Here is a 12,043-nt window from a genome sequence, read left to right as displayed (position 1 = left end):
AGGAAAAAGACGGCAAAAAAGACCCAAGAAGAGAAAAAACACCCGGAACCGGGAAACTGTGCGCGATATCACAGTTGAGAAAAAACAGTCGTCAAATAAATTAACGACTGGGCAAAAATCGGACCGGGTCAGTGGGTTTTCCATCAACACGCACTTCAAAATGCAACAAATCACGACCATTGGGTCCTGAACCCATTTCCGCAATCTTGTCGCCGGCACGAACCCGGTCGCCCTCACCGACCACCATGGCGCGGTTATACATATACGCGCTCAGGTGACGGGCACTGTGGCGCAGAATCACCAGGTTGCCGGCGCCCTGAATGCCACTGCCGGCATAGACGACGTCACCGTCGGCTGCGGCGTAGACCGACTGGCCCTGCATACCGGCAATATCGATACCGCGATTGGCCCCGGCTTCGGAAAACATGCTCAGCATGCGCCCTTCAGCTGGCCACTGCCAGCTCACGCCTTCGGTCTGACGGGTACTGACACTGCCCGTGCGCCTGGCATCAATGGCCGCCTGCGGTCGCTGCCCGGTGGTGGTGGCAAGCTCACCGGCCGGTGATGCTGGAATATCGGGCAAAGCGCTGATGGCGGACTCAGAGACACCTGACTCGCTCAGGTTTAATTGCTGGCCCGGATAGATGGTATACGGCGCCGACAGGTTGTTGGCCAGTGCCAGGCGCCGGTAATCGATATTGTGTGTCCAGGCAATGGAGTACAGCGTGTCACCGCGGGCAACCGTATGAGTGCGTGCGGATGCAGTGGCCGCTGAGGCGGGCACAGAAGATGTGTTTGCGGCCACTGGCGCGGAGCTGGATGCCGCAGCCGGCTGATTGTTGCTTACTGCGGGCTGGTCATCAGCGGGCAGACTGTCACGACTGATGCTTGCACGACCAATGCCACCGGCAACCGTGACGGGACGAACCACGGTGCTGCTGGCGCCAACAGAATTGTTGTTGGCATTTCCTGCTGTGCCAGAGCCATTGGCGCTACCACTATTGGCAATCTCCGGCCGTCGACGTGGTGTGGCGGGAACTTCCTGACCATTGCTGACAATGAGTGGCGGTTGCCGGTCCAGGCTGCTGCTACGATCATCCATGGGCGCTTCATAATCACTGGCACAGGCAGCCAGCAGCAGGCAGGCAATGGCCGCCAGCGGAAATCGATAGCGCGGCGCACCGGTAGCAGGCGCAGATTTTGTATTTGGCTTGACGCGACGTAACAGACTCATGAACAACACACCTCAAAAAACAGCGAGACGCCCCATCATAAACTGCAGCGCCCTCTTATGCCATGTCAACGGCGAGCCAGACGTGAAAAGCCCAGTATCACGCCGCCACCCAGCAGCGCGCACAGCGTTGCTGCCAGCAGCATGCCTGCGTCAGGCGGCGGCACGGCGGCCTCACGCCACGGCCACAGCACAATCAGCGACGCCGCCAGCATGCCGATAATAAAGGCATAACTCTGCTCCCGGTAGTAACGAAAGGTCCAGGACAGCAGATGTGCAAATGACAACAGCCCGATGGCACAACCCAGAGCAAAAACAATGATCACATCCAGCTCAAAGCTACGCAGCGCCCCCAGCACATATTCATACACGCCCAGCAACAGCAGCAGGAAGGCACCGGATATGCCGGGCAGAATCATGGCGCAAATGGCGATCATGCCGCTGAAGAAGATATAGACCAGCGCCGTGCTGCCTGCCATCGGATTCAGCAGCGCTGTTGCCGCCGTCAGGGCAAAACCAACAACAAACAGCAGGGTTTTAAACAGTGACCAGGAACCAGCGTCGGCCCGCAGTAGCCAGCAGGATGCCAGCACCAGGCCCATAAAAAATGCCATCACCAGCTCAAAATAAGTGTCCAGCAGATACAGCACAGTATTCGCCATCAGCACCAGACTCAACAGAATACCCGCCAGCAGAGTCAACAGGAACGGACCGTGAATCTGTTGCCAGAACGCGCGCGGCCCCTGCTTCCAGAGCACTTTCAGAGCCAGCGGGTGACATTGTTTCAGGGCATTGAGCAGGTCTTCATAGATGCCGCTGATAACAGCAATGGTGCCACCGGAAACGCCGGGCACAGAATCCGCGATCCCCATTGCCATGCCTTTCAGAAACAGTACGACCCGCGACCGCATTGAAGAAGGCTGCGCCGTCATCAGTATTGCACCTGACCCAGGTACAGCGGCACAAAATTGACCGCTTCCAGCACCTGACGATGAAAATTCTCACCTTCGCGGACAATCAACAATAGTTCCTGGCCACCGCGTTCGGATCCCACCGGAATCACCAGACGCCCGCCATCCGCCAGTTGTGACAGCAGATCCGGCGGCACCTGTTGCGGCGCCGCAGCGGCAATAATAGCGTCAAAAGGACCGTGCTCCGGCCAGCCCAGACTGCCATCGTCGTGTTTCGAACGTACATTGCGCACACTGAGCAGGGACAGGTTGCGGCGCGCTTTTTCCAGCAGCGGCTGGATGCGCTCTACCGTCCATACCCGCTCCGCCAGTTGAGCAATCACAGCAGTCTGATAACCGCAGCCGGTGCCAATCTCCAGTACCCGTGGCAGTTTACCCTGCTCTGGCGAGCGATTACCCAGCACCGCCTCGGTCATACGGGCCACGACAAAAGGCTGGGAAATGGTCTGGCTGTAACCGATGGGCAAGGAGGTATCTTCATAGGCCCGGTGCGACAACGCTTCGTCGAGGAAAATATGGCGCGGCGTTGTTCGCATCACATCGAGCACAGCCCAGTTTTTAATGCCTTTCTCAAGCAATGAGGCAATCATGCGCTCGCGTGTGCGTTGCGAGGTCATGCCAATGCCTGCCAGATTTGGAGTGTTCAACCAGTCATTCCCGTGCTTGTCGTGTTTTTTTGCAGACCTGCTGCGGACACTGCGGTAACTCGCGTTACCGTTATGCCCTAAAGCGAACCTGCATAAAAACAAAGTTCATGTAGTACTGCCGTGGCATAGGTGCCCGTTGGCAGTGTGAATTCGAGCTCCAGCGTGCCTGCCTCGGGCCGCCGATAGTCTAAAGCCTTCACTGGCAAACGCAAACTCCGGCGCTCCTGTTTCAGTCCAAAGCGTGGCAACGCGGCGCTGAACACAGTCATTTCATCAGCAACGGCCTGTTCCAGTGCCGCGGTCGCCCCCGTACTGGTCAACATGCCCTGCCCCCACAACGGGCCGGTGGGATGGATATCCATCTCCTGTAAGCGCTGGGTCAGTGATGTATCGTCAGCTTCCGACTTAAAAACACTGCCGCTGCCTGCCAGATTCATCACATCGCCGTCCACATACGCATTCCAGCTGCCGTTTTCGACGCGCCGGGCCAGCACCGCGTTAAACAATGCGGACCGGGCCGCCGACAACCACATGCCTCGCTCAAGACGCCCGCGCGGCTTACGCTGGCCGTTGAACCAGGCTTCGGCATGGCTCAGATTCGCGTGACCAAAGCGCTGCTCACCAAAATAGTTGGGCACGCCGTCATTTGCTATTACCTGCAGTCGCCGCGTCAGATCTTGCCAGGCCGCCTCCGGCGTGATGCCGTCAACCGCAGTCACCTCGCGCAGGCGGATGCGGAACAGATTGGCGCCATGGCTGCCGCGACGCAGCTTCTTGTGGTTGCGCACCTGCTGCTCAATACAGATAACATCTGCCGGCAGTCCGGCAAGACCGTCAACGTCTTTGCCGGGGCTGTGCAGACTGAACCACTGTGTGCACACACCCTGTTTATCCTTGAGTCCTGACCAGCTGATGTCCGACGCGCGCAGGCCCGTGGCACGGGCCAACTGTGCAGCCACGTCGCTGGTCGATATACCCGTCTTGCGAATCTGCAGCCAGAGATGTTCGCCCTCCCCGCTACAGGCAAAGCCCAGCACTTCGTTAACCGCAAAGTCTTCCGGCAAGGTTTTAAATTGTGCCTGCAGCATCGGCGCCCCCAGACTGCGAGGCAATGGCGTGCTGCTCATCTAACGGTACATCACAACAACAGCGTGGGTTTCCACACCTTCACGGCGCCCGACAAAACCCATGCCTTCAGTCGTCGACGCCTTCACGTTAACCCGATCGTCAGCAATGCCCAGCAGTTCGGCCAGGCGTTTACACATGGCAGGAATATGCGGGGCCATCTTCGGCGCCTGCGCCAGAATGGTCATGTCGGCATTGGCCAGCGTCCAGCCACTGTCCGTCATCATTGATACCACCTGCTGTAACAGCAATGCGCTGTCCACATTCTTGTAGGCGGCGTCGTTATCCGGAAAATGGCGACCAATATCACCGCGCCCAAGCGCCCCCAGAATGGCATCGCACAGGGCATGGATGACTGCGTCGCCATCCGAGTGTGCCAGCAAGCCGCGTTCATAGGGGATGGTTACGCCACCCAGTACCAGTGCGCGCTGGTCAGCAGGTTCCGCAAATCGGTGTGCATCATAACCGTGCCCGGTTCTGATATCTTTCATTCCAGTATGCCTGTGTATGCGAATTGTTCCCTGTCTGCGCTTGCCGCACGGCTTTCCTGCAGTTGAGCCTGCAGAATCAGTTCCGCCAGGTTAAGGTCTTCAGCATAAGTGATCTTGATATTGTCCTTGTGACACGGGATCAGGGCTGGGTGCAGCCCTGCCCATTCCATGGCCGACGCTTCATCAGTGAGTGTGACACCTGCTGCGGCGGCATCGCGCAGCGTCTGCCGCAGGCGTTCAAACGGAAACAGTTGTGGCGTGCACGCTGCCCATAACGCAGTACGATCGACTGTCTGTGCCACGCACCCCTCAGCACCGGCGCGCTTGAGCGTGTCCGTCACCGGCAGAGCAAGCAGCCCTCCGGCAGTATCATTGGCAGTAACAGTGCGGGTTGTTGCACCTGAATCAGCAGGCGGCACTGCCAACGCCAGCAATTGCAGAATGTCGTCAATCCGGACACAGGGACGCACAGCGTCATGCACCAGCACCCAGTCATCGGGAGCCGCCATGTCGGCCAGGGCATCCAGGCCATTCAGTACCGATTGCCAGCGATCATCACCACCGTGACAGGTCAGTAGCTTTCCTCCAACCCTGCATCCAATCCCGCCTCCAGTCTCGCCTTGAACCCCGTCCACGGAGGTTCCAGCGTTATCGTCAGCCATGTCCTGACCAGGATGGTGGCGCGCCCAGTGGCTGTCCTCGGGGTTCAGCACAACCATGATGCGCTTGATGTCCGCCAGTGCTGACAGCCGCGCAAGTGTCAGCGACAACACCGTCTGCCCGTTGATACACAGATATTGTTTGGGGATGGAAACTTGCATGCGGCTGCCGATACCGGCAGCGGGGACAACAGCCCAGACTGTCATAGGCCTATTCGATTATCATATAAAAAGTTTCATCTTTGCGCGTCATACCCAGATCGGAACGCGCGCGCTCTTCCACAGCCTCAAGACCATTTTTCAGGTCAAGCACTTCATTTTCCAGCATCTGGTTACGCAAGCGCAGCGCTTCGTTCTCCTGCTGCTGAACTGTCAGCTGATTCTCCAGCTGATGCAGTTCGGCAACGCCGCCGTCACCGACCCACAATCGCCATTGCAAGACCAGTAGAACCAGAACCAGCGCTGCCACCAATGCTTTCATAAGCCAGGGACTCAGTTGACGTGAGTGAACTCTTCGATGCCACGATAAACCGCTTTGCTGCCCAGCTCCTGCTCAATACGCAGCAGTCGGTTGTACTTGGCAACCCGGTCAGAGCGACACAGGGAACCGGTCTTGATCTGCCCGGCGCCGGTTGCCACCGCCAGGTCAGCAATCGTGGTGTCTTCTGTTTCACCTGAACGATGCGAAATAACAGCCGTGTAACCTGCTTTGCGCGCCATGCGAATGGCAGCCAGCGTTTCGCTCAGTGTACCGATCTGATTGAACTTGATCAAAATTGAATTGGCAATGCTTTCTTCGATACCACGCGCCAGAATTTCGGTGTTGGTGACAAACAGATCATCACCCACCAGTTGCACTTTGTTGCCAATTTTTCGTGTCAGGCGCGCCCAGCCATCCCAGTCACTTTCATCCATGCCGTCTTCAATGGACAGAATGTTGTAATCAACCGACAGTTTGGCCAGGTAATCGGTGAACTGTGCCGCATCATAAACCGCATTTTCACCTTTCAGGTTGTACTTGCCATCTTTGTAGAACTCGGAAGATGCACAGTCCAGCGCCAGGCGGATATCAGCGCCCATCTTCAAGCCGGTGCTCTCTACAGCGGTCATGATTGCATCCAGTGCTGCCGCATTGGACGGCAGGTTGGGCGCAAAACCGCCCTCATCACCCACCGCCGTGTTCAGCCCCTGCTTTCTGAGCACAGACTTGAGGCTGTGGAAAATCTCGGCACCGTAACGCAAGGCCTCAGCAAACGTGGGCGCACCCACTGGCTGCACCATGAATTCCTGAATATCAACGTTGTTGTCAGCATGCTCGCCGCCATTGATGATGTTCATCATGGGCACTGGCAATGTCATGCTGTCCTGCGTGCCATTGAGCCCGGCAATCCAGGCATACAGAGGCTGTTTGTTGGCCTGCGCTGCCGCCTTGGCGGCTGCCAGTGATACCGCCAGAATGGCATTGGCGCCGAGTTTGGCCTTGTTGGGCGTGCCATCCAGGTCGATCATCATTTTGTCGATCGTAGCCTGGTCTGCCGCATCATGGCCGATCAGCAGGTCACGGATATCCTGATTGATATGCGACACCGCAGTCAGCACACCTTTACCCAGGTAGCGCGAAGGATCTTTGTCACGCAGTTCCAGCGCTTCACGTGAACCGGTGGAGGCTCCTGACGGAGCGCAGGCGCTGCCCATGATGCCATTGTCCAGCGTCACGTCTGCCTCAACGGTGGGGTTACCGCGTGAATCCAGTACTTCGCGCGCGCAAATGTCTTTGATGATAGCCATAGTGTTCCCTGTTGTGTTCAGCTAGATATCTGTCTTAGCAAGTTAAATGGTTGTCTGTAGAGTTGCCGATAGCGTGTGTAGAATTGCCGATAGCGTCTGAAAATCAGTCGGTATCAATAGGCGGAAACTGTTTTACCAGGTCATCGACCTGTTTCATCTGGGCCAAAAACGGCTCAAGCTTGTCCAGCGGCAAAGCGCAGGGGCCATCACACAACGCCTTGTCGGGTGTCGGATGTGCCTCCAGAAACAGCGCTGCCAGCCCCTGACTCATGCCCGCCCGCGCCAGCGTGGTGACATCGGCACGTCGCCCATCGGCGCTGGCGGCCAGGCCACCAGGCTTCTGCAGAGAATGGGTGACATCAAACATCACCGGATACCGGAATTTTTTCATGACCGAGAACCCCAGCATATCCACCACCAGGTTGTTGTAACCAAAACTGGAGCCACGTTCGCACAGCATCAGTTTGTCATTACCGGCCTCTTCGAATTTGCGCAGAATATGTCGCATTTCCTCAGGGGCCAGAAACTGTGCTTTTTTGATGTTGATGAAGGCACCGGTGCGCGCCATCGCCGTTACCAGGTCTGTCTGCCGTGACAGAAACGCCGGCAATTGCAGAATGTCTGCCACCTGCGCAACCGCTTCCGCCTGGGCCGGTTCATGCACATCTGTGAGCACCGGCACGTTAAACCGTGATTTGATGGCCTGCAGAATCATCAGGCCGTTTTCCAGCCCGGGTCCGCGATAGGAGTTGATCGAGGAGCGGTTAGCTTTGTCAAAAGACGCCTTGAACACGTAGGGAATACCCAGCCGACCACAGACATCAACATAGTGTTCGGCAATCTGCATGGCCAGCTCGGCCGACTCCAGCACGTTCATGCCGCCAATCAGGACAAACGGCAGATCGTTGCCAAAGCGCACATGCTCATTGAGCTGTAACTGGATAGCACTCATTTAGCCGCCGCTGCCTGATGCGCCAATGCCGCGTTAACAAAGCCGGTAAACAGCGGATGTCCATCGCGCGGTGTGGAGGTAAATTCAGGATGGAACTGGCAGGCCACAAACCAGGGGTGGTCGGGCGCCTCAATCACTTCAACCAGTTCGCCATCCATGGAGCGTCCGGCAATGATCAGACCCGCCGCCTTCAGCGCCTCAACGTAGTTGTTGTTGACCTCGAAACGGTGCCGGTGACGCTCCACAATAACATCCTTGCCATAACATTGATGGGTCAGTGATGTTGGCTCCAGTCGACATTGCTGGCCGCCCAGGCGCATGGTGCCGCCAAGGTCAGAGTTTTCGTCGCGCAGCTCAACGCCGCCCTCTGCTGTTACCCACTCGCTGATCAGGGCAACCACAGGGTCCTTGCTGTCGGCTTTGAATTCGGTGCTGTGTGCATCGGGCAGCCCTGCTTTATTGCGCGCGTATTCAATCACCGCCACCTGCATACCCAGACAGATGCCCAGGTAAGGAATCTTGTTTTCACGTGCATACTGCACCGTGCTGATCTTGCCTTCAACGCCGCGTAGACCAAAACCGCCAGGTACCAGAATGGCATGAATACCTTCCAGCAACTCGGTGCCATGCACTTTGATATCACTGGAATCGATGTACTTGATGTTGACCCGGGTACGGGTCTGTATGCCGGCATGACTGATCGCTTCAATCAGCGACTTGTAGGCTTCCAGCAACTCCATGTATTTGCCAACAATGGCGATATTGACTTCTCGTTCAGGGTTGAGCTTGGCATCCACCACACGGTCCCACTCGGTGAGATCCGCGGCCGGGCATTCCAGGCCAAATTTGCTGACGATGATTTCGTCCAGATGCGCTGCACGCAACATGGAAGGCACACGATAAATAGTATTGGTGTCAGGCAGAGACACCACCGCCGGCAGGTCCACGTTGGTGAACAGGGCAATCTTGCGGCGTGCCGACTCGGCAATTTCCTGCTCCGATCGGCAGATCAGCACATCCGGCTGAATACCAATAGAGCGCAATTCTTTCACCGAGTGCTGTGTCGGTTTGGTTTTGGTTTCGCCAGCAGTAGCAATATAGGGCACCAGCGTCAGGTGCATGAACAGCGCCTGCGATGACCCCAGTTCCACCCGCATCTGACGCACGGCTTCCAGGAAGGGCTGCGACTCAATGTCACCCACGGTACCGCCAATCTCGACCAGCGCTACATCGGCGCCGGCGGCGCCATCAACCACGCGGCGTTTGATTTCATCGGTAATATGCGGAATCACCTGAATGGTGGCGCCAAGATAGTCACCACGGCGCTCACGTCGAATGACTTCTTCGTAAACACGGCCGGTGGTGAAATTGTTGCGCGCACTCATGGTGGTGCGAATAAATCGCTCATAGTGACCCAGATCCAGATCGGTTTCTGCGCCATCTTCCGTGACAAACACTTCGCCGTGCTGAAACGGGCTCATGGTACCGGGATCCACGTTGATATACGGGTCCAGTTTGAGCATGGTTACTTTGAGTCCGCGGGCTTCGAGAATCGCCGCCAGAGATGCTGAAGTGATGCCTTTGCCGAGTGAGGATACCACCCCACCGGTAATGAAAATATATCGCGTCATTAACGCCCCATCCTATGTCACTGATGGGGCTACAGGTTACCAGAAGCGCCCAACATCGACAAACTAAATATGATCCTGTCGTGAAGGCATTTGCCAGCGTACTGCCCAGCCCGCACCTTCATCAACAGCCTGAAAACCTTCACACACACCGACCCCGACTATCCAGGCCAGCTTATTATCGATATACACCAATGGCGTCCGCTCTCTCACCCAGGGAGGAATAGCCGACTCCTGCAAAATCTTTTTCAGCGCTCGCCGGGGCCGACCCGGCAAGGCGCACTGCTCGCCACCCTGACGATAACGGATCACACACTCGCCGTCGGGAAAGCGCATGGCCTGATCACCGGCACTGCCAGCCGACGCCTGATACAGGCGCAGTATGCCGTTGCCGGGCAACACCCGGGCAACTAAGCGGCCATCACCCTGCGGCCGCCAGGCATACCCCTCGGGGGGCGTGGGAGGCACTGGCTCCAGCGCCTCCAGCACATGCAACTGATCGGCAAATCGCCGCAATTGCCAGTGCTGCCAGTTGACCTCTGGCTGCGCGTTTTCGCCAGCACCCAGTAATTCAACCTGTACGCGCTGTACCAGACGCCAACCCGGAGTCTGCCCGGTCTCGCGCAGCAGCCAGTGACGAATCACCAGCCGTTGCAGGGCCGCCGACAGATTCAGCAGACTGGCACAATTGAGCCGGTCGCTGTCCGGCGACAGGATCGCCAACCACCTTTCCGCCACTTCTGTCAGTATCTCGTCGGCATCGGCACCCAGCTCTGCCGTGCGTGTTACGCTTTGCCGCCAACCTGGCCAGTGCGACGCCAGCGACGGCATGATGTGCTGTCGCAAATAATTCCGGCTCAGACGGTCATCGTTGTTACTGTCATCTTCCACCCAGCGTACCGTATGACGGGCCGCCCAGCTTTCCAGTTGCTCGCGGGGCAACGCCAGCAGCGGTCGCCACAGCATGCCGACGCCCAGTGGGCGGCTCTCCGGCATGCCTGCCAGACCACGCGGACCGGCCGCGCGCAACAGGCGCAGCATCACGGTTTCCAGCTGATCATCCTGGTGATGGGCCAGCAGCAGCGCTTCGTCAGCCGCCAGCTCCTGCTCAAACACCGCATAACGTGCCGCCCTGGCGTCTGCCTCCAGGCCCTGCCCCGCCACCCGCGTGACCCTGACCTGATGCGCGACAAAGGCAATATCAAGCTCGCCGCATACGGCCAGGCAATGCGCCTGCCAGTCCGCGGCATGAGTACTGATGCCGTGATTGACATGTACCACCCGCAGCCCGGCAAAGGGCCATGTTGGCTGGCCCTGCTTTTGACTCTGTCCTTGATCCGCCTGCGCCAGTAAACGATGACATGCATGCAGCAGCACCATGGAATCCAGGCCCCCGCTGACACCCAGAACCAGCCGCTGACAGGCTGGATACTGCTGCCGCAAACGCAATAGCGAACTCGCCAGGACCTGTTCAAGGTCCTGGCGATCAGTTGCCAGCAAGTTCATTTGCGTGCGGGAATAGTCGGGTTCAGTCGGTTGGCTGCCCATGCTGACGATCAGCTACTGATGCCATAACTCATCAGACGTTTGTAGCGTCGCTCCACCAGGTCGTCAACGTCCATATTCTGCAGTCGCTCGACCTGATCAATCAACGCCGTTTTCATGTTTGCTGCCATCGCCTTGACGTCGCGGTGCGCGCCACCCAGTGGCTCAGCAATGGTGGTGTCGACGATGCCCAACTCTTCCAGTCGGGTTGAAGTCACCCCCATGGCTTCAGCTGCATCGGGCGCATGCTCGGATGATTTCCACAGAATTGTGGCGCAACCTTCCGGGGTAATGACCGTGTAGGTGGAATACTGCAACATGTTCAGGTGGTCGGCGATGCCAATGGCAATCGCACCCCCGGAGTTGGCTTCGCCGGTGACGGTAGCGATTAACGGCGTTTTTACCCGTGACATCATTGCCATGTTTTCGGCAATGGCTTCATTGATACCGCGTTCTTCGGCATCAATGCCCGGATAGGCGCCGGGAGTATCAATAAATGACAATACCGGCAGTTTGAAACGCTCCGCCATCTGAATCAGGCGACGCGCCTTGCGGTAGCCTTCCGGTCGTGGCATACCAAAATTGTGGCGCACCTTTTCCTTGGTGCCGCGGCCTTTCTGATGCCCGATCACCATCACCGGTTTGCCGTCCAGACGCGCAATGCCGCCAATCAATGCCAGATCATCAGCAAACAGACGATCGCCGTGCAATTCATCAAAATCTTCAAAAATATGCTGAATATAATCAAGGGTATAAGGTCGCAGCGGATGGCGCGCAACCTGGGAAATCTGCCATGAGCTCAGGTTTCCGTAAATTTTTTCCGTCAGCTTGGTGTTCTTTTCCTTAAGCTTTTGAATTTCATCACTAATATTGAGATCGTTGTCATCACTGACAAGACGCAGTTCATTGATCTTGACTTCAAGATCAGCAATGGGTTGTTCAAAATCCAGATAATTCGGGTTCATAATCGCTTCTGTTCCGGCCTGAGTCGGTCAATTAGGACTGT

General features: G+C 57.1%; 12 protein-coding genes. All 12 read right to left on the bottom strand.

Annotated elements, in window-relative coordinates:
- Positions 1 to 100: 100 nt before the first annotated feature.
- Entirely contained in the window at positions 101 to 1,234 is a 1,134-nt protein-coding gene (locus PHACT_RS00425) for a peptidoglycan DD-metalloendopeptidase family protein (protein ID WP_083264222.1), read from the bottom strand.
- A 65-nt stretch (positions 1,235 to 1,299) separates the two neighbouring features.
- Positions 1,300 to 2,163, bottom strand: coding sequence for a DUF368 domain-containing protein (locus PHACT_RS00420; RefSeq protein ID WP_070115432.1), 864 nt, complete (start codon positions 2,161 to 2,163; stop codon positions 1,300 to 1,302).
- A complete protein-coding gene (locus PHACT_RS00415) occupies positions 2,163 to 2,819 on the bottom strand; it encodes a protein-L-isoaspartate(D-aspartate) O-methyltransferase (protein ID WP_317622267.1) in 657 nt (218 codons plus the stop codon). The genes PHACT_RS00420 and PHACT_RS00415 overlap by 1 nt, the downstream gene beginning before the upstream one ends.
- 107 nt (positions 2,820 to 2,926) lie before the next feature.
- Complete coding sequence (gene truD, locus PHACT_RS00410; protein WP_070115430.1) at positions 2,927 to 3,976, bottom strand: tRNA pseudouridine(13) synthase TruD; 1,050 nt, start codon at positions 3,974 to 3,976, stop codon at positions 2,927 to 2,929.
- A complete protein-coding gene (gene ispF, locus PHACT_RS00405) occupies positions 3,977 to 4,456 on the bottom strand; it encodes a 2-C-methyl-D-erythritol 2,4-cyclodiphosphate synthase (protein WP_070118030.1) in 480 nt (159 codons plus the stop codon).
- A gap of 5 nt (positions 4,457 to 4,461) precedes the next feature.
- On the bottom strand, positions 4,462 to 5,331 hold the full coding sequence (ispD, locus tag PHACT_RS00400; protein WP_070115429.1) for a 2-C-methyl-D-erythritol 4-phosphate cytidylyltransferase: 870 nt from the start codon (positions 5,329 to 5,331) through the stop codon (positions 4,462 to 4,464).
- Positions 5,332 to 5,335: 4 nt separating this feature from the next.
- The gene (gene ftsB, locus PHACT_RS00395; protein ID WP_070115428.1) at positions 5,336 to 5,605 is read right to left on the bottom strand and encodes a cell division protein FtsB; all 270 of its coding nucleotides are present in this window, start codon (positions 5,603 to 5,605) and stop codon (positions 5,336 to 5,338) included.
- 11 nt (positions 5,606 to 5,616) lie between these two features.
- Positions 5,617 to 6,912 carry a phosphopyruvate hydratase gene (gene eno, locus PHACT_RS00390; RefSeq protein WP_070115427.1) on the bottom strand — a complete coding sequence of 432 codons (1,296 nt, stop codon included), beginning with the start codon at positions 6,910 to 6,912 and terminating at the stop codon, positions 5,617 to 5,619.
- 103 nt (positions 6,913 to 7,015) lie between these two features.
- A complete protein-coding gene (gene kdsA / locus PHACT_RS00385; protein ID WP_070115426.1) occupies positions 7,016 to 7,864 on the bottom strand; it encodes a 3-deoxy-8-phosphooctulonate synthase in 849 nt (282 codons plus the stop codon).
- Positions 7,861 to 9,495 carry a CTP synthase gene (locus PHACT_RS00380; protein WP_070115425.1) on the bottom strand — a complete coding sequence of 545 codons (1,635 nt, stop codon included), beginning with the start codon at positions 9,493 to 9,495 and terminating at the stop codon, positions 7,861 to 7,863. Before PHACT_RS00380 ends, kdsA begins: the two co-directional genes overlap by 4 nt.
- 63 nt (positions 9,496 to 9,558) lie before the next feature.
- Positions 9,559 to 11,040, bottom strand: a complete 1,482-nt coding sequence (tilS, locus tag PHACT_RS00375) for a tRNA lysidine(34) synthetase TilS (protein ID WP_070115424.1) — start codon at positions 11,038 to 11,040, stop codon at positions 9,559 to 9,561.
- An 8-nt stretch (positions 11,041 to 11,048) separates the two neighbouring features.
- Complete coding sequence (locus PHACT_RS00370; RefSeq protein WP_070115423.1) at positions 11,049 to 12,002, bottom strand: acetyl-CoA carboxylase carboxyltransferase subunit alpha; 954 nt, start codon at positions 12,000 to 12,002, stop codon at positions 11,049 to 11,051.
- Positions 12,003 to 12,043 lie beyond the last annotated feature (41 nt).

It is taken from the genome of Pseudohongiella acticola, from assembly GCF_001758195.1.
Taxonomy (GTDB): domain Bacteria; phylum Pseudomonadota; class Gammaproteobacteria; order Pseudomonadales; family Pseudohongiellaceae; genus Pseudohongiella; species Pseudohongiella acticola.
Note: the sequence above shows the minus strand (reverse complement) of the source record. Positions and strands in the feature narration are given on the sequence as shown.